Genomic DNA, 21126 nt, shown 5'->3' with positions numbered 1-21126 from the left:
TAAACTCCTGCACGAGGCGGCGCCCGTTCTGTCTTTCGCACGCCTCGGCCATGTTGCTCAGGTTGCAAGTACTCTCGACTCATATGCACGGCGGAGTTCATAGAACGCGCCGTATTTGTACGGGCCACCGCGTGCATTATTTTTCGCGTGGTTGCCGCCGGACGTGATGTCGGCGCGGGTGCGCCTCAATCGTCTTCAAGACGATGCTGATCACGGAACCGTTCGATGACTGACCCCGAGCGCCTAATTCGAGACCTTTTCGCGGCCTATCTCGCCAACGACCGGCAACGGGTCGCCGACGCGTTGGCCGACGATTTCCGCTTCACCAGCCCGTTCGACGACGACCTCGACAAGGCGACCTATTTCGAGCGTTGCTGGAGGGACACCGGCTGGATTGCGCGGCACGACATCGAGCGGATTTTCATCCAAGGCGACGAGGCCTTCGTCACCTATTTCTGCCTGGCGACAGATGGCAGGAGCTTTCGCAACACCGAGTTCTTCACCTTCGCCGGCGGCAAGGTTCGCCGCATCGAGGTCTATTTCGGCGCTGCCCGGCACGACGGTCGTTTCCTGCCGCAGGCGCGCTAGCGCCAGCCAATAACCTCCAGAATAATTTTCGTCACCTGTCGGTTTCGTCAAGGTTCCTTCGTCTTGGAGGTGAGGGCGGGCGGCCCGGGCTGTCGCTCCCGTCCATCCGGAGTGGCGCCGCCGCGCAACCCGAACGACAAAAGCACGCAAGGAATGCTCATGCGATTCATGATGCTGATGATCCCGCTCGGCTACGAGACCGCGGCGCCCGACGTTCAACTCGATCCCGAGCGGGTCGCTGCGATGATGCGCTACAACGAGGCGCTGAAGGACGCCGGCGTGCTGATCACGCTCGACGGCCTGCACCCGCCCTCGATGGGCGCGCGCGTCTCGTTTGTGGCCGGCAAGCCCATCGTGACCGATGGTCCGTTCGCCGAGGCCAAGGAGGTCCTGGGCGGCTACTGGATGATCGAGGTTGCCTCGCGTGCCGAGGCGATCGCCTGGGCCAAGCGCTGTCCGGCCGCACCGAACGAAATTATCGAGATCCGTCAGGTGCAGGAGATGAGCGACTTTCCGCCTGACGTGCAGGAGGCCGCCGCCGGTTTCGGCGACCTCAAGAAATAGCCGTAGCTTCGTCTATCCATCATCAAGGGAGAGAACCAATGAGCACCGACACCTATCTCGCCGTTTTCCTCGGCAGCAAGACCAGCTCCAAATGGGCCGCATGGGATGCGATGCCCGAGGCCGAGCGCAAGGCGAAGGAGCAGGAGGGCATGGCGGCCTGGAAGGGCTGGGTCGAAAAGCACCAGGGCGCGATCGAGGCCATGGGCGGCCCGCTCGGCAAGACCAAGAAGGTCGACGGCAAGGGCCTCGCCGACATCGCCAACGAGATGGGCGCCTTCACCGTCGTGCGCGCGGCGTCCCATGAAGCCGCGGCGAAGATGTTCGAGAACCACCCGCACTTCACGATCTTCCCCGGCGAACGCGTCGAGATCATGCCGGTGCTGCCGATCCCCGGCGGCTAGGGCTTCGGCCCGCGGCGCCGGACCGGGAAGAATACGGTCGATCAACCCCGTCGCCGCTAGTGACCTTCCTGCCCAGCTCATGTAAAGGTCGTTCACATGAGCTGGCGCAAGGAGACGCGCCGCGCCGAGCGCGGCTATCACCACGGCAATCTGAAGGAAGCCCTGTTGCAGGCCGCCCTCGGGCTGATCGCCGAGAAGGGCGCGGCCGGCTTCACCTTTGCCGATGCCGCGCGCATGGCTGGCGTCAGTGCCGCGGCACCGTACCGGCATTTTCGCGACCGTGAAGAACTGCTGTCCTCGATCGCGCAGCGCGGCTTCGAGCAGTTCGAAGCGCGCCTGACCGCGGCTTGGGACGACGGACGGCCCGACACCGTCACGGCGTTCGAGCGAGTCGGCAGGGCCTATCTCGCCTTCGCCCGCGAGGAGCCCGCGTTCTACAATGCGATGTTCGAATCGGGCGTGCCGGTGGATTCCAATCCAGCGCTCCAGGCCGCCAGCGAGCGTGCTTTCAACATCATTCGTGCCGCGGCGGAGCGGCTTGCCGCGCTGGCACCGCCGGGCACCCCGCGGCCGCCGGCGATGATGATGGCGCTGCACATCTGGTCGATGGCGCATGGCGTGGCCTCGCTGTTCTCCCGCGGCGATGCTGCGCGTCGAAAGCTGCCCATGTCCCCGGACGAGCTGCTCGAAGCCGAGGTGCTGATCTATCTGCGCGGTCTCGGCTTCCCGACCGATCGCCGTCCCCCGGCGAAAAGCGCCGAGCCGCCGCCGGTACCACCGGAGGCATCCTCCGGTTCGGGCGTGCCGCCCGGTGGTCCCTGGGGCAAGCCGAAATAAAGTTACCCAAATAATTCCCCCGCCCTGTCGGGCGGTCGGCTTGACAAAATCGCGGGATGATCTACCTATGTAAATGTTATTTACATTCACAACGGCGCTGATGCCGTCATGGAGAGGGAAATGGCCTACACCGCTGATGTCAATCGATGGCGCGGCCCTTCGGACCAACACTACGAGCGCCCCCACATGCTCAACACGCCCTGGCATCCCGGCTGGATCGCCGTGACCATCCTCGGTTTCATCATGTGGTGGCCGATCGGACTTGCCCTTCTCTTTTTCACACTCGGGAGCAGAAGAATGTCGTGCTGGAGCAACCAGGATCGCTGGCAGAACAAGATGGAGCGGATGCAGTACAAGATGGACCGTATGCGCGGCCGCATGGAGCGCCACGGTTTCGGCTTTGGCTTCGGCCCGCCCTCGAGCGGCAACCGCGCCTTTGACGAGTACCGCACCGAGACACTGCAGCGGCTCGAGGAGGAGCAGGTCGAGTTCAAGAACTTCCTCGACCGTCTGCGTCACGCCAAGGACAAGGAAGAGTTCGACCAGTTCATGGCGCAACACAAGACACGCCCGACCCCGCCGCCGACCGACCAGCAGCAAGGTTGATCTCAAGCTTGATCTCGGGACTGACGCCTCTCAAAGCCGTCAGGCGCATGCCCCCAAAGTCCTGATGGCCCCGAGCCGCCCGCCTGCGCAACCCGCAGGCGGGCGGTTTCGTTTTGGGAATGCGCGTCAGAACTGCCGCGAGCGTCCGGATTTGCCTTGGTCTGGAGAAGTCTTGGTCCAGAAGTCTGGTCCAGAGAGAGACTTGGTCAGCGCGCCGTGGCGAGCTGCGCGCGAACCGACTCCAGGAAGTGTTCGTAGGCGTAGTCCACGATCTCGTTGAGTGATCGCGTTCGCGCGAACATCGCCTTGGCCTCGGCGAGAAACTCCTCGCGGGTCGGAATCTTCGGCAGATGCAGATGCGTCAGTGCATCGACGCCTTCGTGCGCGCGACCGAGGATGTCATGCAGCGTCGGCAGTTGCAGCTGGGCCAGATCGGCTCGGCGGAGCGCCGACGAGATCGCATGCGCCAATGTCTGCGCATCGAACCGTCCGGCAAGCTCACGGGCTGCCCGGTTGATGACGCGTGCGCCAAGCGGCTGCTCGTTGCGCAGCACCTGCTCGGGCGGCGACTTCATGTTCCAGACGATGCCGAACCAGGACAGCACCTTCAGGATGTAATAGGTGACGTCGATTTCCCACCAGCGAAAACCTTGCCGCACGCTGCTTTGGTAGGCGTGGTGATTGTTGTGCCAGCCCTCACCGAGGGTGAACAAGGCCAGCAGCCAATTGTTGCGAGAATCATCGCCGGTCACGTACCGCTTGCGTCCATGCACATGGGCGAGGGAGTTGATGCAGAAGGTCGCGTGATAGACCAGCACGGTGCTCCATAGGAAGCCGACGACGAGGCCGGACCATCCGCCAACCAGGAAGCAGAGCGCAGCCAGCGTAATGGCCGGCAGCAGTTCCAGACGATGCAGCCACATCAACTCCGGATAGGCGGCGAAATCGCCGACCTTCACGAGGTCGGTGCCATCGTGCTCCCGGTAAAAAATCCAGCCGAGATGGCTGTAGAGGAAGCCCCGATGACGCGGTGAATGCACGTCGTCTTCGGTATCGGAATGCAGATGATGATGTCGATGCTTGGCCGCCCACCACAAAACGCTTTTCTGCGCGGTGCTCTGCGCAAGCCAGGCCAGGATGAACTGAAATACCCGGCCGGTCGCAAAAGCCCGATGGGAGAAATAGCGGTGGTAGCCCGCTCCGATTGCAAACATGCGGACGACATACAGCGAGGCGCAGATCGCGATGGCCTGCCAGGTCACGCCAGTCCAGATGGCTGCAACGCAGCCGAGATGGACCAGCAGGAACGGCAGTGCGGAGGGATACATGATGTCGTCGTGTTGGTCGTCGGCGGAGGCATTGGGCGACATGGATTGGCGTGACCTTGGATGATGGAGATCCGGAGTCGCTTCGGCAGCACTGAGGGCCGCTGTGTACGACAAACCCGGGGGTGGCGGACCGCTGCGGGGCTTCGAACGAGATACTTTGCCTGAACAACCCGGGCCAGCGCGGCAGTACGATCCTGAGACCATAGCTTCGGCCGGGAACTCGACTTCCTCCATATATATGATCCCGGCCGCCTGGCATGCAAGCTCGTAGCCTCACGGGGAGCGTGGCGCGCGCGCTGCCGACGCTCTATATCTGACGGTGAAAAGGAAGCGTCAAAACATCGCAGGCGGCAACGATGACGGAAGCTGCGATCATGTTGAGCGAGACCCTCTGGCAGAAGATCCGCGACGAGGCGCAGTGCGCAGCGGCAGCCGACCCCATATTCGGCCGGGCTCTCGGCGGCCTCATCTTCGCCCATGACGATTTTACCGGCGCATTGTCCGACCTGATCGGACGGCGGCTTGGCGACAGCGCGGCCGAACGCGCGCGCTTCACGACATTTTCCCGCGACGCCTTCAATGGCCAGCCGAATCTGATCGAGGCCGCCGGACGCGACTTGCAGGCCATCGTGCTCCGCGATCCCGCCATCACCGGACTGTTGGCGCCGCTGCTGCATTTCAAGGGCTACGTCGCCTTGCAGGCCTGGCGCGTCTCGAACTGGCTCTGGCATCACGACCAGCGCGACGCGGCGCTGCTGTTTCAGAACGAGGCGTCGAACGTCCTGCAGGTCAGCATTCATCCGGCGGCGAGCTTGGGTCGTCGGTGTATCTCGACCACGCCACCGGCATCGTGATCGGTGCCGATGTGGCGATCGGCGACGAGGCCACCATCCTTCAGAACGTCAGCATCGGTCGCGGCACGGAACTGCCGGCGCGCTCGCCTCGCATTGGTCGCGGCGTGTTCATCGGCTCCGGCGCGGCGATTCTCGGCAACGTCAGCATCGGCGATTTTGCAAAGATCGGCGCCGACACCGTCGTGACGAGCGACGTGCCCCGGGGTTGCACCGCAGTCGGCAATCCGGCGCGGCTGACGAATTGCCCCGAACCGGCCTCGGCGGCCTGACTCGCCCTCAAGTCATCAGGCGACGTGCTCCTCGTTCAGGCGGCGCGGCGGTGGCGCTCGCCGCCATGATGCGGCGTGACCGGCTCCGAACTGGTCTGGCCCGGTGCGTCCAGCACCGCGACATGATGCCGGTAGACCATTTCCCAGCCCTTCCATCCCGTGAACAGGAGGATGCCCACCACGATCAGCGAGAGCGCCACGCCCCACGGCTTGACCGCAGCCTCCGCGCCTTGCGCGTAGCGGAGGTAGAAATTGATCAGGGCCAGCACGACCGCCGCCAGATTGCCGACCATGTGATACCAGGCATCGTTGAGGCTGCGGATACGGGCGTCGCTGAAGAAGTCGGTGAAGCCGGCCACGGCGGCAACGAGCGCCATGACGATGCCGGCGCCGATCAGCCATATGGCGGCTCTGGCCCAGAAGCCGTCGCCGGTTCCGACGAAGGCGAGATCGGCGATGGGCGCGCCGACCAGGAAGGCGACGGGGAACGGGATGATCATGGGGTGGAGCGGATGATCGCCGATGGCGGCGGTCGATTTGGGGTTGATGCTCATGGCAAAACCTCGCGAGTAGTGATTTTCGGGACAATTTTTCGGGCGAGGGCTGGTTCCTCCGACGGATATTGGGCTCCTCTCCTGATGCGCACAGGAGCGGAACGCTGGTGTTCCGGGCCCCAGCGCGACGTCCCGTCGAGGACGCCCTGCGGAGCCGGGGCTCCGCGCGGGCGTTGCGGCACGTGGGGGAACGCGGACCCGCCCGCCGCGCTTCCCATCCCCCTGCGGGACCTCGCTTTCCCGCAGCCAAATTCGCCTGCGGTAACTCAGCATTAACCATCGCCGGGCTCTGGTAATTGCGGACAATGGCGCCCAGAGCCCGAAGCTGAGCCTTGGGGTCGGGCCCATAGTTTTGACATCTTGGCAGGGAATGCAGGCGGCTGGCTTTGGACGAGCCCTGCACCCCAGACAGACAAGGCTTTGAGCGGGCTGGCCGGCCGCGCCGGTTCTAGCGCGGCTATTGGGGAACCGGCGGCCATTTGCTGGCCGGGACATTAGGTCGGGACATCAGGTAACGATCGCCTTGAGAGGATACTGCTTATGAATCCGGCCGACGTGGCTCAGTCAGCCCTTCCGGTTGCCGCTTCCGCGGACGTGTCGCTGATCGCGCTGTTCTGGCAGGCTCACTGGATCGTGAAAGCCGTGATGCTGGGGCTTCTCGCCTGCTCGGTCTGGGTCTGGGCGATCGCCATCGACAAGATCTTCCTGTTTGCCCGCACCCGCCGCTCGATGGACCGTTTCGAGCAAGCTTTCTGGTCCGGCGAGTCGATCGAAGACCTCTATCGCACGCTCTCGGCCAAGCCGACGCATTCCATGGCGGCCTGCTTCGTCGCGGCGATGCGCGAGTGGAAGCGTTCGTTCGAGAGCCAGGCCCGCTCGGTCGCAGGCCTTCAGATGCGCATCGACAAGGTCATGAATGTGTCGATCGCCCGCGAGGTCGAGCGGCTGGAACGCCGGCTGCTGGTGCTCGCCACCGTCGGCTCCGCAGGCCCGTTCGTCGGCCTGTTCGGCACGGTCTGGGGCATCATGTCGAGCTTCCAGTCGATCGCGGCGTCTAAAAATACCTCTCTGGCGGTGGTGGCCCCCGGCATCGCGGAGGCGCTGTTTGCGACCGCCGTCGGCCTTATCGCCGCCATTCCTGCCACTATTTTCTACAATAAGTTCACCTCCGAGGTGAACCGGCAGGCCCAGCGGCTCGAAGGCTTTGCCGATGAATTTTCAGCCATCCTGTCGCGCCAGATCGACGAGCGGGGCTGACGGACGGCATGTATAGTGTGAAGGGCAATTTGGGCACCAGACCATGGGCATGAACGTTGCGAGTTCGTCCGGAGGCGGTGGACGCCGTGGCCGGCGCAAGCCGGTCGTGGCCGAAATCAATGTCACGCCGATGGTGGACGTGATGCTGGTGCTGCTCATCATCTTCATGGTTTCGGCGCCGATGCTGACGGTTGGCGTGCCGCTCGACCTGCCGCAGACCCAGGCCAAGAGCCTCGAGAACAACGACCAGAAGCCGATCCAGATGTCGGTCGACATCAAGGGCAAGGTGTTCATCAACGACGCCGAGATCGCGATCAACGAACTGATCCCGAAGCTGAAGGCGATCACGGACGCGCGCGGCGGGCTCGAGGAACGGATCTATCTGCGTGCCGACAAGAAGGCGGATTACGGGACGGTGGCCAAGGTCATGGGCCAGTTGTCCGGCGCAGGCTTCAAGAAGCTGGCGCTCGTCACGGAAGCGGATCAGGGGTAGACCGTGAAGGTGAAGGTCGACAAGACACTCGTTGCGTCGATTGCCCTCCACGTCCTCGTGCTGGGATGGGGGCTCGTCACCTTTAGCAGCAGGGCTTTCGTGCCGGCCGAAGAGTCGCTGCCGATCGACATCATCTCCACCGACCAGCTCGCGCAGATGATGTCGGGGCAGAAGACCGGCGACAAGAAAGAGCCGAAGCCGAAGGTCGAGAAGATTGCGGAAGCCAAGCCCGAGGAAGACGCCGTCGGCAAGGTCACCGAGAAGAAAGAGCTGATCAAGACCAACTCGACGCCCGAACCGCCGCCAAAACCCGTCGAAAAGCCGGTCGAGAAAAAGCCCGAGCCGCCCAAGCCCGTGGCCGAGGCGAAGCCGAAGGAAGAGCCGAAGCCACAGGAAAAGAAGCCTGATCCGGCCAAGGAAGATCCGATCGCCGAACTGCAGAAAAAGCTAGACACCAAGAAGCCGCCGCCCAAGCCGCCCGAGCAAAAGGTCGCGGCGGTGCAGCCGCCGCAGCAGCCGAAGCCCAAGGAGCGCAGCTTCGATCCCGCGCAGATCCAGCGTGATCTCGACAAGCGCGCCGCGACCCGGCACGAACTCGCTGGCTCGACACTGAATGCGTCGGCCTCGCTGGGATCGACGAGCGGAACGGCCGCCAACAACATTGCGACCTGGCGGGGGGCGTTCCAGGGGGCGGTGAAGCGCTGCTTCACGCCGACCTATAACGGGCAGGATGCAGATCAATACGAAGCCGACATCGACATCCCCATGAAGATCGACGGATCGCTCGCGTCCGAGCCGGTCGTCGTCGCGGTGAGGGGGCCGTCGCGGTCGATCGCACAGGCGGTGGCGGAGAGTGCCAGACGCGCCATCGTGCAGTGTCAGGTCTATTCGTTCATGCCGAAGCAGCAATACGAGAGCTGGAAGCTCATTCCGATGACTTTCGGCCTGAAAGACATGTTGTGACATCCGAACAAAAGAATTTTGCGATGAATGACGTTCGATCGATGAACCGCCGCCGCTTCATGACCCTGACCGGATCGACGCTCGCGATGCTGGGAGGCGGGCAGGCCTTCGCTCAGCAGCCGCAGCAGGGACGCCTTCGCATCGATCCCACCGAGTTTCGGCCGATCCCGATTGCGATCACCAATTTCGTGCCGGGCTCGCCCGCCGACGGCGACGTCGGCAACGGCGTCACCCAGGTCATCACCAACAATCTGAAGCGCTCGGGCCTGTTCGCGCCGGTCGACCAGGCCGCCTTCATCGAGCGCATCAGCAACATCGACGTCGCGCCGCAATTCGAGAACTGGAAAACCCTAAACGCGCAGGCCCTCGTCACCGGCCGCATGACGCGGCAGCCGGACGGACGCCTCAAGGCCGAATTCCGCTTGTGGGACGTGGTCACCGGCCAGCAGCTCGCCGGCCAGCAATATTTCACCTCGCCGGAATATTGGCGCCGCATCGCCCACATCATCTCCGACCAGATCTATGAGAAGCTGACCGGCGAGAAGGGCTATTTCGACAGCCGCGTGGTGTTCGTCGACGAGACCGGGCCGAAGGAGCGCCGCGTCAAGCGCCTCGCGATGATGGACCAGGACGGCGCCAATGTGCGCTATCTGACCCGCGGCTCCGACCTCGTGCTGACGCCGCGCTTCTCGCCGAACTCGCAAGAGATCACCTACATGGAATTCGGCCAGGGCGATCCGAAGGTCTACCTGTTCAACATCGAGACCGGCCAACGCGAGATCGTCGGCAACTTCCCGGGCATGACCTTTGCGCCGCGCTTCTCGCCGGACGGCCAGCGCGTCATCATGAGCCTGCAGCAGGGCGGCAATTCCAACCTGTTCGTGATGGATCTGCGCTCGCGCTCGACCACGCGCCTCACCGACACGCCCGCGATCGACACCTCACCTTCCTACTCCCCGGACGGCACCCGCATCTGCTTCGAGTCCGATCGCGGCGGCAGATCGCAGATCTATGTCATGGCCGCGGGCGGCGGAGCGGCGCAGCGCATCTCCTTCTCCAAGGACGACAACAACGCCACCTATTCGACGCCGGTGTGGTCGCCGCGGGGCGATTACATCGCCTTCACCAGGCAAGGCGGCGGGCAGTTCTCGATCGGCGTGATGAAGCCGGACGGCTCCGGCGAACGGCTTCTCACCTCCGGCTACCACAACGAAGGTCCGACCTTCTCGCCGAACGGCCGCGTGCTGATGTTCTTCCGCGATCCCGGCGGCAGCGGCGGGCCGTCGCTGTTCTCCGTCGACATCTCGGGACGCAACGAGCTGAAGGTGCCGACGCCGGGCTTCGCTTCCGACCCGGCATGGTCGCCGCTATTGTCCTCGACATCGGGCTAGCCGCCCGTCCTCGGCGCGCGATGATTTGACCGCGCGCCTTTTCCGAAAACTTTGCCAGATGTTTCCCCGCGATAATTGTTCTTTAAGGTTGCACTCGGCAAACTTTTCCCATCGGTTTGTTTCTATTGATGTATTTCGACTATTGGTCACTCAAAACAACTCGACTTTAACGATGTTCCCTCAGAAAGACTTCATACCGGATCGGTAAAACTGCGCTCCAGACAGGACGCGCGTAAACACCAGATGCAGTTTGCAAGTCAGAGCGGAGAGCCGGAACAGCGGCCGCCGAAAACTTCGGCGGCGCAAATCGATTCGCTGTTCGAAGCGCCTGGCCCGTTGCTGGCCGGACTCATTTTCGTGTCGATTGGTGCGGCCCTGACCGCGCTGAGGACGGGCGAGCCGCTGATCTGGGCTTGCGTCGCACTTCTGATCCTGGCCGGGTCCGCGCGGGCGATCGACCTGCGCCTCTATCAGGCACGTCAGGCGGTCATGACCGTCGAGGCGGCCGCACGCTGGCAGAAGCGCTATCAGATCGGGGCAAAGATCCAGGCGGCTGCGATCGGCATCTGGTGCGCCACCGCCCTGTTGGCCACGGACGACGCCGTGGCTCACATGATAGCCTTGTCGGTCACCACCGGAATCGCGGCGGGCGGCGCGGGCAGGGCATATGGCCGGCCTGCGATCTTCCACCTCCAGGCCGTGCTGATTTTCGGCCCGGCCGTGCTTGCCCTGGCGCTGCGTGGAACGCCCTACTACATCGCGATGGCGCTGGTCAGCGGCGCGTTCCTGATGGCGATCATGCAGCTTTCGGTGAATCTGCACCGAATCTTCATGGGAGCGGTCGTGGCACGGGAACGTGAAGCCGCGCTCGCCGGCCAGTTCGATACGGCGCTGAACAACATGCCGCACGGCCTCTGCATGTTCCGCGTCGACGGACAGCTGGCGGTCATGAATCACCGCTTCGGCGCAATGATGAACCTGCCGGAAGGTCTGGCGCAGCGCGGCATCAACGCGCGTGACATCGTCGCGGCGTGCGTCAGCGCCGGATCCATCTCGGCTGGGAGCGGCGAGCGGATCGTCGCGGACATCGAGAGTTCGCAAGCCAAGGAGATCATCACCGCCGATCCCGACACGCAGCGAAACCGGTCGTTGTCCTGGACTGTCCAGCCGATGGCTGACGGCGGCGCGGTGGTGCTGCTCGAGGACATTACCGACCGTCGCAGCGCCGAGGCCAAGATTACGCATCTGGCGCGCTACGACGACCTCACCGCGCTCCCCAACCGCGTTCATTTCCGCGATGAGATCGAAAGGCTGCTGGCGATCTCGCACGACGCCGAGCGCCTGTCCGCGCTGCTGTTCGTCGATCTCGACCAGTTCAAGCAGGTCAACGACACGCTCGGCCATCCCTGCGGCGACCAGCTGCTGTGCGCGGTCGCCAACCGTCTGCGCGAGATGTTGCGCCCCGAGGATTTCGTCGCCCGCTTCGGCGGTGACGAATTCGTCGTATTCCAGGAGAACATCTCCTCGCCCGAGGACGCCGCCGCGCTGGCGCGCCGGATCGTCGAACGGCTGAGCGAGCGCTACCGCATCGACAATCATCTGGTCGAGATCGGGGCCAGCGTCGGCATCGCGTTGACCTCTCCGGAGGGCGTCAGCGCGGACACGCTGCTCAAGAACGCCGACATGGCGCTGTACCGGGCCAAGGCCGACGGCCGCGGCACCTTCTGCTTCTTCCGCGACGAGATGGCGGCGACCGTGGAGGCGCGCCGCATCCTCGAGCTCGACCTGCGCAAGGCGCTCGCCAACGAGGAATTCGAGCTGTTCTACCAGCCGCTGGTGAATTTGAAGTCCGGCAAGATCACGACGTGCGAGGCGCTGCTGCGCTGGAATCATCCGGTGCGCGGCACGGTCTCGCCGGTGGACATCATCCCGGTCGCCGAGGACATGGGGCTGATCGTCGATCTCGGCCGCTGGATCCTGCGCCGCGCCTGCATGGAATGCATGAAATGGCCGGAGGGCGTCAACGTCGCCGTCAACTTCTCGCCGCAGCAATTCCACCAGCGCGACGTCTTGAGCGAAATCCGCTACGCGCTCGAGGTTTCGGGGCTCCCGGCGCATCGGCTGGAGATCGAGATCACCGAATCCTCGCTGTTGCGCAACACCCAGCTGACGCACGACATCCTGTCGCAATTGCATGCGATCGGCGTGCGCATTTCGCTGGATGATTTCGGCACCGGCTATTCGAGCCTCAGCTACCTGCACAATTTCCCGATGCAGAAGGTGAAGATCGACCGCTCCTTCCTCGAAGGCATCGATGCCGACCGGCCGCTGACGCTGCTGCGCGGCGTGGCGCGGCTGTCGGCCGATCTCGGCATGGCCGTCGTGGTCGAGGGCATCGAGACCAATGATCAGCTGGAGCTGATCAGCGCCGACGGCACCGTAACCGAAGGGCAGGGCTATCTGTTCAGCCGGCCGGTGCCGGCAGTCCGGATTCGCCAATTGCTCAATGCCTCGCATGGCCGTCGCGGGGCTGAGGACCAGATCGTCATGGTGTCCTCGCGATCGATCGCCTGATCTTTCTCTGCCTCACTCCTCAACGTATTTAGCTCTCGTTCGTCCGTGTTTTTGCGGGCTGCAAAGGTTAACCCTAACGTTTCTAAGCCTTTGCAATTCCGTTAATGAACCATTAATCTCCCCACACTCGCAGAAGTTGCTTTGGAGTGTAGGGGTACTGGATGACGTCTGGAGCTGAACCGCAAACGGTGCTCCTTCCGCGGGGAGCCGCTCTGTTTGACCGCATCGATTACCGCCTGATCGAAACTCCTGAGGACCGAGACAACCTCTATCTGATGCGGTACCGGGCCTATCTGCATGCCGGACTGATCGAGCCGTCGGAGTCGCGGCGCGTGACTGATCGCTTCGACGATGCGCCCAACACCTGGAATTTCGGGGTCTATGTCGATGGAGAGCTCTGCAGCTCCGTTCGCATTCACGTCCTGACGTCTGACTGGCGAATGTCCTACACGACCGAAGTGTTTGGCGACGTCTTGCATCCCCGCCTCGACCGCGGCGAAGTTCTCATCGATCCATGCCGGTTTGTTGCTGATCCCGAAAAGCACCAGCGTTTTCCGGAGCTGCCCTATCTGACGGTGCGGCTGGCTTTTGTGGCTTGCGATCATTTCAACGCCGACACCGGGCTGGCCATGATCCGGACCGATCATCAGGCGTTTTATCGTCGCATCTTCCTGCACGAGACTATTTCACCGGAGCCCCGCGGGTTTCCGGGCTGGCCCACCAAGAAGGCCGTGCTGATGGCGTCCGATTTCCGGAACCTGCGGGAAAAGGTTCTGACGCGCTTTCCGATCATGCGCTCCAGCGCTTTTGAGCGGCGCATGTTGTTTCAACGCAGCAGCCCGCGCCAGGCGGCCCCGCGGCCGGTGTCGCTGGCCACGCAGCGGACCCCGGACGTAGCCGCCTCGGCAACGGGTTCTGCCCGCTAGGCCCCAAGGTCAGGCCCCCAGCGTCTCCACGCGAGAGCCTAAAATTCCAGCAAGGGCCGCGGTTTTTGCCGGTCGGCGCGGCTTGCCTTCACCATCGCGCCACATTTACAACCCATTAACCATGACGGTTGCTTTTCGCTGGTTGGGGGCATTTGACCGGCTGTGGCAAGGTTCCATCAAGGTTGACGGAACGTTCGCTTAACCAACCCCCTGTAGACCGGACAGCAGTGGACGAAACGTGAGCGTGGAGGCTCCGGAATGAAACATCCTATGCGCATCCTCCAGGGATTGAAGCTGGCCGCGGTGCTTGCCGTCGCGTTGTCGATGGGTGCCTGCGCCAACAAGAATGCTGCCACGGATGCGATGGCCAACGCGGCGACGCCGGGCAGTCAGCAAGACTTCGTCGTCAATGTCGGCGACCGCGTGTTCTTCGAAAGCGACCAGACCGATCTGACCCCGCAGGCGATCGTGACCCTGGAGAAGCAGGCGCAGTGGCTCCAGAGCTATCCGCGCTACAGTTTCACCGTCGAAGGTCATGCCGACGAACGCGGCACCCGCGAATACAACATCGCGCTCGGCGCCCGCCGCGCCCAGTCGGTGCGTTCGTTCCTCGCCTCGCGCGGCATCGATCCGAACCGCATGCGCACGATCTCGTACGGCAAGGAGCGGCCGGTCGCCGTTTGCAACGACATCTCCTGCTGGTCGCAGAACCGCCGCGCCGTCACCGTGCTGAACGCGAGCTCCTGACCATTGGTCAGGCGCCGTTCATCTTCAGAAACCGATTATGCCGGCGCCCTCTCGGGCGCCGGTTTCGTTTCAGCGATCTGTGACGGAAACCCCTTTGTTTCAGTCACAGTTTTGGCGTACTCCGCTTCAATGTGTGGCGCGTCGAATGTTCGGTCGCAGGCCATTTCGCTTTCGTCGTCAGGGCAAGATGTCATCCAGATTTAAGGTCTTCACCGGCACCGTGGCGATCGCCGCGCTGCTCTCTTTGTGCTCGCCCGCCCTCGCACAGTCGGACGATGCAGATCCCGAGATGCGGATCGAGCGGCTGGAGAACCAGTTGCGCCAGCTCACCGGCCAGAACGAAGAGCTGCAATATCGCAACCGCCAGCTCGAAGAGCGGCTGCGAGCGCTCGAGGGCGGCGCGCAAGGCGCGCCCGGCCAGACGCCGGTCCAGCCCAACGTCGCGGCCATGCCGCCCGCGCAAGCCGCCCCGGCCTATCGCCAGCCGCCGCACCAGCAAGCGGCCCAGCCGAATTACGAGCAGCCGCAAATCGCCTCTCCGGCGCCGATCGTTCAGGAGCAGCCTGCGCCCGGCGCGCCGGGCACGCGCCGCCGCGGCGATGCCTTCGACCCGAACCAGAGCCCGAATGCGCCGGGTGCGCCGCGCGCGCTCGGCGGCGGGCAGCAACCGATGCCTGCAGGTGCCCCGAGCGGCGCGCCCGGTGGCCGTGGCGCCGGCGAACCGCTTGATCTCGCCAACAGCGGCCCCCGCTATCCGCAAGCGGCCGCGCCTCAGGCTGCGCAGCCCGGCTATCCGCCGGCCCCATCCGGCTCTCCCGCGCCGGCAGGCGCCCCGGCGCTGACGACGCTGCCGCCCTCGGCCACGCCACGCGACGAATTCGACCTCGGCATCGGCTACATGCAGCGCAAGGACTATGCGCTGGCCGAGCAGACCATGAAGAACTTCTCGCAGAAATATCCGAGCGACCCGCTGCTCGGCGACGCGCAATACTGGCTCGGCGAGAGCTATTTCCAGCGCCAGCAATATCGCGACTCCGCGGAAGCCTTCCTCGCCGTCACCACCAAATACGACAAATCCGCCAAGGCACCGGATGCCCTGCTGCGGCTCGGCCAGTCGCTGGCGGCGCTGAAGGAAAAGGAGGCCGCGTGCGCCGCCTTCGGCGAAGTCGGCCGCAAATATCCGCGCGCTTCCGCCGGCGTCAAAGCCGCGGTCGACCGCGAGCAGAAGCGCGTGAAGTGCTGACGCGCGGCGATTGATCCTGACAAGACGGATGGCGCTGCGCTAAACATTCGGTCCATCCGCGGACGATTGCAGCGTCATGTCAGAGGACAATTCCCCGATCTCGGCGCGTGAGGCCAGGCGCCTCTTCGCAGGCCTGAAAGGCGCGCAGGGACTGCTGCTCGCGGTCTCCGGCGGGCCCGACTCGGTCGCGCTGATGTGGCTTGCGGCGCGCTGGCACCGCAGCCTCGCGCGCGGCCCGCGTCTCACCGTCGTCACCATCGACCACGGCTTGCGGCCGGAGGCGGCGCGCGAGGCGCGCGAGGTCAAGCGTCTGGCGACCGGGCTTGGCTTGCCGCACCGTACCCTGCGCTGGCGCGGCGCCAAGCCGAAAACGGGACTGCCGGCCGCCGCGCGCGAAGCCCGCTACCACCTGCTCGTGCAGGCCGCACGCAAGGCTGGTGCGAGCCACGTGCTGACCGCCCACACCCGCGACGACCAGGCCGAGACCGTGTTGATGCGTCTTGTCCGCGGCAGCGGATTGGCCGGGCTGTCGGCGATGGCCCGTCTCACCGAGCGCGACGGCGTCGTTCTTGCGCGTCCACTGCTCGATGTTCCGAAGTCGCAGCTGATCGCGACCTTGAAGCGGGCGAAGATCGGCTTTGCCGACGATCCCACCAACCACGACGCTGCCTTTACCCGGCCGCGGCTGCGTGCGCTGCTGCCGCAGCTCGCGGCGGAGGGTGGTGATGCCCGCAGCCTGGCCCGGCTCGCGGCAAGGCTGGCGCGCGCCAATGTGGCCGTCGAGGTGCTGACCAATGGAGCCGAGCGCTTCCTCCGTTTGCGTGATCGCGGCGATGCGCCGCAGGCCGGCGTTCGAAGCTTCGAGGCCCCCGTGTTTGCCGCCCTGCCGGAGGAGGTCCGGCTGCGGATCCTGCTGCGGGCCATCAACGCGTTCGGGCATGAGGGACCGGCGGAACTCGGCAAGGTCGAATCCCTTCTGGCCGTGCTCGATCAGGCCATTGCCGCAAGTCCCCGCGGACCCAAAAATGGCCGGCCGGCCCTGAAGCAGACGCTTGCGGGAGCCTTGATTAGCCTTGTCGGGGGACGTATCCGCATCGGGCCGGCGCCGGCCCGGCGCAAGGGTGGATCAAGGGTGGATAGGGGCGGATCATCGCACCGGCCGTTTCGAGACCGCGCCGTGAGGACACCTTAACCAGGCAGGAAAAAGCGGGATCTGGGTGCCATTATTTCAGCGGGAATCGGACTAAGATGGGCTAAATAGTCCCATCTCGTTCCCTTGGCAGCGACCGGAGCGACACCTAGATTGTATCCGTCTAACCGAGAGGATTCCTTGGGGATTTCCTCGCGCTGCCCAAATAACTGCCCAAGGCTCAGGCCGCGATCCGCGCGACCACGAAGGAAGATCGATGAACGCCAATCTGCGCAATTTCGCCCTCTGGGTCATCATTGTCCTGCTGCTGTTGGCGTTGTTCACGCTCTTCCAGAATCCGGGTCAGCGCGCCTCCTCGCAGGACATCGCCTTCTCCCAGCTCCTGAGCGAGGTTGACCGCGGCAATGTGCGCGACGTCGTGATCCAGGGGCCGGACATCCACGGCACCTTCACCAACGGCTCGAGCTTCCAGACCTATGCGCCGAGCGATCCGACGCTCGTGAAGCGCCTCTATGACAGCAAGGTGCAGATCACCGCGAAGCCGCCCGGCGACAACGTGCCGTGGTTCGTCTCGCTGCTGGTCTCCTGGCTGCCCTTCATCGCGCTGATCGGCGTGTGGATCTTCCTGTCGCGGCAGATGCAGGGCGGCGCCGGCAAGGCGATGGGCTTCGGCAAGTCGCGCGCAAAAATGCTGACTGAAGCGCATGGCCGCGTCACCTTCGAGGACGTCGCGGGCGTCGACGAGGCCAAGCAGGACCTGCAGGAGATCGTCGAATTCCTGCGCGACCCCGGCAAATTCCAGCGTCTCGGCGGCCGCATTCCGCGCGGCGTGCTGCTGGTCGGCCCTCCCGGCACCGGCAAGACCCTGATCGCGCGTGCGGTCGCGGGCGAAGCCAACGTGCCGTTCTTCACGATTTCGGGTTCTGACTTCGTCGAGATGTTCGTCGGCGTCGGCGCCAGCCGCGTCCGCGACATGTTCGAGCAGGCCAAGAAGAACGCGCCCTGCATCATCTTCATCGACGAAATCGACGCCGTCGGTCGGCACCGTGGCGCCGGCCTCGGCGGCGGCAATGACGAGCGCGAGCAGACGCTGAACCAATTGCTGGTCGAGATGGACGGCTTCGAGGCCAATGAGGGCGTGATCCTGATCGCCGCGACCAACCGTCCCGACGTGCTCGATCCCGCGCTGTTGCGTCCCGGCCGCTTCGACCGTCAGGTCGTGGTGCCGAACCCTGACGTCGTCGGCCGCGAGCAGATCCTCAAGGTCCACGTCCGCAAGGTGCCGCTGGCGCCGGACATCAACCTCAAGACCATCGCGCGCGGCACCCCGGGCTTCTCCGGCGCCGACCTGATGAACCTCGTCAACGAAGCCGCGCTCACCGCCGCCCGTCGCAACAAGCGGATGGTGACCCAGGCCGAGTTCGAGGAAGCCAAGGACAAGGTGATGATGGGCGCCGAGCGCAAGTCGCTCGTCATGACCGAGGAAGAGAAGCTGCTGACGGCCTATCACGAGGGCGGCCACGCCATCGTCGGCCTCAATGTCGTCGCGACCGACCCGATCCACAAGGCGACCATCATTCCGCGCGGTCGTGCGCTGGGTATGGTCATGCAGCTGCCCGAGCGTGACAAGCTGTCGATGTCGCTGGAGCAGATGACCTCGCGCCTTGCCATCATGATGGGTGGCCGCGTCGCCGAAGAGCTGATCTTCGGCCGCGAGAAGGTGACTTCGGGTGCGTCGTCCGACATCGAGCAGGCGACGCGTCTGGCACGCATGATGGTGACGCGCTGGGGCCTGTCCGAGGCGCTCGGCACGGTGTCCTATGGCGAGAACCAGGACGAGGTTTTCCTGGGCATGTCGGTGTCGCGCACCCAGAACGCATCGGAAGCGACGGTTCAGAAGATCGACACCGAGATCCGGCGTTTCGTCGAAGAAGGCTACAACGAAGCGACGCGTATTCTCACCGAGAAGCGCGCCGATCTCGAAGCTCTCGCCAAGGGCCTGCTCGAGTTCGAGACGCTCTCCGGCGACGAGATCATCGACCTGCTCAAGGGCAAGAAGCCGAACCGCGAGTCCGTGCTCGAGCCGACCACGCCGCGCGCCTCGGCGGTGCCTCCGGCCGGCAAGTCGCGCCCGCGGCCCGATCCGGATCCCGGCCTGGAGCCGCAGCCGCAGGCGTAATCGCGAACGGCAGATCGAATTGAAAAACGCGGCGGAAACGCCGCGTTTTTTGTTGGGTGGTGGTGCGTCGGCGAACGACTCGTCGTTGCGAGGAGCTCTTGCGACGCTCGCAGTGACGACGTTGAGGCAGGGCAGGGTTGCCTCGCAATCACCTTGGCGCTAGGGCTTCGCGCTCGTCGCCGACCCACCTACCGTGTTGTCCCGCACGTGGATCACTGCGATGTCGTCCGTATAGATCCGCTTCCAGCCCTTCAGCATGTCCAGGATCTGCGGTCCGGGCGCGTCGGCGGCCAATAGCGTTGCGTCGATCTTGTGCTCGTCGAGCAGCCGCGGAAGCAGCTCGGGCTTCTTGCCCTCGGTCGCCTTGAAGAAGTCCATGACGAATTTCTCGCCATAGAGCTCGGCGCGACCGTCGACGTAAACAGGGACGTCGCGCGAGATCAGATAGCCGCCGAACTGATAGGCGTTGAAGACGCGCTGGACCTTGCGTTGTTCGAGCAAATCGACTGCCGCGACCGGCGTCTGCGTCATGGTGAAGCTGAAGCTGTGGTGGCCCATATAGAGCGAGGTCGAGGCCCAGCTTGCGGCGACGATCATGAGTGCGCCAAGCGCGGTGACATAGCGGGCCGGCCAGCGGTCGGCACCGGGTGCGTCCGGCTGCGGGCGCGAGGCCAGCTGGCCGAGCGGCTTCGCCAGCACCAGCGGCACCAGGAACGCGAACGCCTCGATGCTCCTGACGTGGGTCAGCGCGCTCCAGGTCAGGAACAGGATCAGGAAGATCCTGGGCGCAGAGAGCACGAGGCCGCGATAATAGCCGAACGCGATCAGGCCGAGCAGGGCGCCTTCGAACGAGGAGAAGGTGGCAAAGTTCGCCGGCATCCATTCGAAGATCAGCGAGAGCAACTCGCCCAGGCTCAAGATGTTGGTGGCGCCCAGCAGCGTTCCCCAGCCGTACGGCGTACAGCAGCTCGCGACCAGTGCACCGATGCCGAACAGCACCCAGCGCAGGAACAGCTGAAGCCGCCGCCCCTTCTCGGCGTGCTCGACGGCCTCGAGCGCGATCGGACCGATCAGCGCCAGACCGAGCACGAAGCCGCCATGCAAGTTCGCCCACAGCGCCATCAGCGGCAGCCAGTACCAGGACGGCGCGCTCCTGCGGTCGGCGGTCGCCATCAATAGACCGACCCATGCCACCATGACAGGCAGCGCCAGGACGTGCGGACGCGCCAGGACGTGATGCAGCGACAGCAGCAGGGCCAGCATCGCAAGCAGCACTGCGCGCGGTGCCTCGATCTGCACGTCGAGCAGATAGACGAAGATCGCGGCCGTGAGCGCGACTCCCATCGCGGTGAGGATGACGGGACCTGCCCAGCCCAATTGCGCATAGGAGAGAGCGAACAGCACCTGCGACAGCCACGACGTTGAAATCCACGGCGCGCCCGTCCGCGTGAAGGAATAGATGTCCGTGTACGGCATAGCGCCGTGCTCGATGATCCATTGTCCGATCTTGATCTGCCAAAACGAGTCGGAGTCCTGAAGCAGCGTATCGCCGACATACATGAAGAAGAGATAGGCGCCCGCACCGACGCACAGCGGCACCAGGGCTCGCGCACGACCCTGCACCGTGATGCTGTTGGCAAAGGAAAGGGACATGCCGCGTCGTCGTCCTGTTGTTTTGTCGGGGTGCCGAGCGATCGACATTGGACCACGGCGGTCATAATTCCGGGTAAACCGGTGATACCGGGCCGGCTTGATGTCTCGACAATTTAACGGATCGTTTTAGATTTCGGTTTACCATCGGCGAATACACGCAAACCGCTCTGTATTTCCGCAGTCGAATTAACTGCGGCGCAATTCTTTGCCACTACGTTCGCATCCATGGTCGAGCGGCGCTGGGAAGCCAAAAAGACCAGATCAGTTGTAGCCTCGTGTACTCATTTGGAGCTCTTTATGAAGAACCTCGTTGCGAATTTCGCGAAAGATGAATCCGGCGCCACCGCCATTGAATACGGTCTGATCGCCGCCGGCATCGCGCTGGCGATCATCACTGTCGTCAATAACCTGGGCACCACGTTGAACGCCAAGTTCACCTCGATCTCGTCCAGCCTCAAGTAAGACTGAACGGACCAAGAGTAGAAAGAGCCTTGTCCCGGACAAGGCTCTTTTCTTTTGTGCCAAGCCTTTCGTGCCAAGTCTTTCGTG

The 21126-nt window shown here is 64.1% G+C and carries 19 protein-coding genes and 1 pseudogene; 17 read left to right on the top strand and 3 right to left on the bottom strand.

Annotated features, from left to right (window positions below):
* Positions 1–225 precede the first annotated feature (225 nt).
* From IVB41_RS13340 to IVB41_RS13320, 5 genes are all read left to right on the top strand, one after another.
* Complete coding sequence (locus IVB41_RS13340; RefSeq protein ID WP_247431737.1) at positions 226–588, top strand: nuclear transport factor 2 family protein; 363 nt, start codon at positions 226–228, stop codon at positions 586–588.
* 159 nt (positions 589–747) lie between these two features.
* Positions 748–1152: a YciI family protein gene (locus IVB41_RS13335; protein WP_247431734.1), complete on the top strand. Its 405-nt coding sequence runs from the start codon at positions 748–750 to the stop codon at positions 1150–1152.
* Between the two features lie 38 nt (positions 1153–1190).
* Positions 1191–1553: a YciI family protein gene (locus IVB41_RS13330; protein WP_027570333.1), complete on the top strand. Its 363-nt coding sequence runs from the start codon at positions 1191–1193 to the stop codon at positions 1551–1553.
* Positions 1554–1649: 96 nt separating this feature from the next.
* Complete coding sequence (locus IVB41_RS13325) at positions 1650–2390, top strand: TetR/AcrR family transcriptional regulator (RefSeq protein ID WP_027570334.1); 741 nt, start codon at positions 1650–1652, stop codon at positions 2388–2390.
* A gap of 120 nt (positions 2391–2510) precedes the next feature.
* On the top strand, positions 2511–2996 hold the full coding sequence (locus IVB41_RS13320) for a DUF2852 domain-containing protein (RefSeq protein WP_027570335.1): 486 nt from the start codon (positions 2511–2513) through the stop codon (positions 2994–2996).
* Positions 2997–3202: 206 nt separating this feature from the next.
* Here IVB41_RS13320 and IVB41_RS13315 read toward each other — a convergent pair whose 3' ends face one another.
* Positions 3203–4366 carry an acyl-CoA desaturase gene (locus tag IVB41_RS13315; RefSeq protein WP_247431731.1) on the bottom strand — a complete coding sequence of 388 codons (1164 nt, stop codon included), beginning with the start codon at positions 4364–4366 and terminating at the stop codon, positions 3203–3205.
* Between the two features lie 314 nt (positions 4367–4680).
* On the opposite strand from IVB41_RS13315, the pseudogene IVB41_RS13310 reads away from it, so the two are divergent.
* Positions 4681–5447: pseudogene (locus IVB41_RS13310) on the top strand (serine acetyltransferase).
* A 35-nt stretch (positions 5448–5482) separates the two neighbouring features.
* Here IVB41_RS13310 and IVB41_RS13305 read toward each other — a convergent pair.
* Entirely contained in the window at positions 5483–6001 is a 519-nt protein-coding gene (locus IVB41_RS13305; RefSeq protein ID WP_247401031.1) for a DUF2231 domain-containing protein, read from the bottom strand.
* Positions 6002–6541: 540 nt separating this feature from the next.
* On the opposite strand from IVB41_RS13305, the gene tolQ reads away from it, so the two are divergent.
* The 10 genes from tolQ to ftsH all read left to right on the top strand — a co-directional run bounded on the left by tolQ (position 6542) and on the right by ftsH (position 18924).
* Positions 6542–7258, top strand: coding sequence for a protein TolQ (gene tolQ, locus IVB41_RS13300; protein ID WP_007596319.1), 717 nt, complete (start codon positions 6542–6544; stop codon positions 7256–7258).
* 43 nt (positions 7259–7301) lie between these two features.
* Positions 7302–7751, top strand: a complete 450-nt coding sequence (gene tolR / locus IVB41_RS13295; protein ID WP_018453789.1) for a protein TolR — start codon at positions 7302–7304, stop codon at positions 7749–7751.
* A 3-nt stretch (positions 7752–7754) separates the two neighbouring features.
* Positions 7755–8714, top strand: a complete 960-nt coding sequence (locus IVB41_RS13290) for a protein TolA (RefSeq protein ID WP_247431728.1) — start codon at positions 7755–7757, stop codon at positions 8712–8714.
* A gap of 41 nt (positions 8715–8755) precedes the next feature.
* Positions 8756–10105 (top strand): Tol-Pal system beta propeller repeat protein TolB, encoded by a 1350-nt coding sequence (tolB, locus tag IVB41_RS13285; protein WP_247432852.1) that lies wholly within the window; start codon positions 8756–8758, stop codon positions 10103–10105.
* 243 nt (positions 10106–10348) lie between these two features.
* Entirely contained in the window at positions 10349–12679 is a 2331-nt protein-coding gene (locus IVB41_RS13280; RefSeq protein WP_247358260.1) for a bifunctional diguanylate cyclase/phosphodiesterase, read from the top strand.
* Between the two features lie 161 nt (positions 12680–12840).
* Positions 12841–13605: an N-acyl amino acid synthase FeeM domain-containing protein gene (locus IVB41_RS13275; protein ID WP_247401037.1), complete on the top strand. Its 765-nt coding sequence runs from the start codon at positions 12841–12843 to the stop codon at positions 13603–13605.
* Positions 13606–13863: 258 nt separating this feature from the next.
* Positions 13864–14352: a peptidoglycan-associated lipoprotein Pal gene (gene pal, locus IVB41_RS13270; protein WP_007596304.1), complete on the top strand. Its 489-nt coding sequence runs from the start codon at positions 13864–13866 to the stop codon at positions 14350–14352.
* Positions 14353–14539: 187 nt separating this feature from the next.
* On the top strand, positions 14540–15595 hold the full coding sequence (gene ybgF / locus IVB41_RS13265) for a tol-pal system protein YbgF (RefSeq protein ID WP_247431725.1): 1056 nt from the start codon (positions 14540–14542) through the stop codon (positions 15593–15595).
* A 76-nt stretch (positions 15596–15671) separates the two neighbouring features.
* Entirely contained in the window at positions 15672–16787 is a 1116-nt protein-coding gene (tilS, locus tag IVB41_RS13260; RefSeq protein ID WP_247431722.1) for a tRNA lysidine(34) synthetase TilS, read from the top strand.
* Between the two features lie 214 nt (positions 16788–17001).
* Positions 17002–18924 carry an ATP-dependent zinc metalloprotease FtsH gene (gene ftsH, locus IVB41_RS13255; protein ID WP_007596301.1) on the top strand — a complete coding sequence of 641 codons (1923 nt, stop codon included), beginning with the start codon at positions 17002–17004 and terminating at the stop codon, positions 18922–18924.
* Positions 18925–19083: 159 nt separating this feature from the next.
* On the opposite strand, the gene IVB41_RS13250 is transcribed toward ftsH, so the two are convergent.
* Entirely contained in the window at positions 19084–20577 is a 1494-nt protein-coding gene (locus IVB41_RS13250; RefSeq protein WP_247431719.1) for a hypothetical protein, read from the bottom strand.
* 297 nt (positions 20578–20874) lie between these two features.
* On the opposite strand from IVB41_RS13250, the gene IVB41_RS13245 reads away from it, so the two are divergent.
* On the top strand, positions 20875–21039 hold the full coding sequence (locus IVB41_RS13245; protein ID WP_027570346.1) for a Flp family type IVb pilin: 165 nt from the start codon (positions 20875–20877) through the stop codon (positions 21037–21039).
* Positions 21040–21126: the final 87 nt, after the last annotated feature.

Origin of the sequence: Bradyrhizobium sp. 44, from assembly GCF_023073095.1 — a bacterium.
In the GTDB taxonomy this organism is placed as follows: domain Bacteria; phylum Pseudomonadota; class Alphaproteobacteria; order Rhizobiales; family Xanthobacteraceae; genus Bradyrhizobium.
Note: the sequence above shows the minus strand (reverse complement) of the source record. Positions and strands in the feature narration are given on the sequence as shown.

Bases quoted from the DNA above. Each gene is read 5' to 3' on its own strand.
- IVB41_RS13340 (WP_247431737.1), top strand. From the start codon at position 226: ATGACTGACCCCGAGCGCCTAATTCGAGACCTTTTCGCGGCCTATCTC.
- IVB41_RS13335 (WP_247431734.1), top strand. From the start codon at position 748: ATGCGATTCATGATGCTGATGATCCCGCTCGGCTACGAGACCGCGGCG.
- IVB41_RS13330 (WP_027570333.1), top strand. From the start codon at position 1,191: ATGAGCACCGACACCTATCTCGCCGTTTTCCTCGGCAGCAAGACCAGC.
- IVB41_RS13325 (WP_027570334.1), top strand. From the start codon at position 1,650: ATGAGCTGGCGCAAGGAGACGCGCCGCGCCGAGCGCGGCTATCACCAC.
- IVB41_RS13320 (WP_027570335.1), top strand. From the start codon at position 2,511: ATGGCCTACACCGCTGATGTCAATCGATGGCGCGGCCCTTCGGACCAA.
- IVB41_RS13315 (WP_247431731.1), bottom strand. From the start codon at position 4,366: ATGTCGCCCAATGCCTCCGCCGACGACCAACACGACGACATCATGTAT.
- IVB41_RS13305 (WP_247401031.1), bottom strand. From the start codon at position 6,001: ATGAGCATCAACCCCAAATCGACCGCCGCCATCGGCGATCATCCGCTC.
- tolQ (WP_007596319.1), top strand. From the start codon at position 6,542: ATGAATCCGGCCGACGTGGCTCAGTCAGCCCTTCCGGTTGCCGCTTCC.
- tolR (WP_018453789.1), top strand. From the start codon at position 7,302: ATGGGCATGAACGTTGCGAGTTCGTCCGGAGGCGGTGGACGCCGTGGC.
- tolB (WP_247432852.1), top strand. From the start codon at position 8,756: ATGAACCGCCGCCGCTTCATGACCCTGACCGGATCGACGCTCGCGATG.
- IVB41_RS13280 (WP_247358260.1), top strand. From the start codon at position 10,349: ATGCAGTTTGCAAGTCAGAGCGGAGAGCCGGAACAGCGGCCGCCGAAA.
- IVB41_RS13275 (WP_247401037.1), top strand. From the start codon at position 12,841: ATGACGTCTGGAGCTGAACCGCAAACGGTGCTCCTTCCGCGGGGAGCC.
- pal (WP_007596304.1), top strand. From the start codon at position 13,864: ATGAAACATCCTATGCGCATCCTCCAGGGATTGAAGCTGGCCGCGGTG.
- ybgF (WP_247431725.1), top strand. From the start codon at position 14,540: ATGTCATCCAGATTTAAGGTCTTCACCGGCACCGTGGCGATCGCCGCG.
- tilS (WP_247431722.1), top strand. From the start codon at position 15,672: ATGTCAGAGGACAATTCCCCGATCTCGGCGCGTGAGGCCAGGCGCCTC.
- ftsH (WP_007596301.1), top strand. From the start codon at position 17,002: ATGAACGCCAATCTGCGCAATTTCGCCCTCTGGGTCATCATTGTCCTG.
- IVB41_RS13250 (WP_247431719.1), bottom strand. From the start codon at position 20,577: ATGTCCCTTTCCTTTGCCAACAGCATCACGGTGCAGGGTCGTGCGCGA.
- IVB41_RS13245 (WP_027570346.1), top strand. From the start codon at position 20,875: ATGAAGAACCTCGTTGCGAATTTCGCGAAAGATGAATCCGGCGCCACC.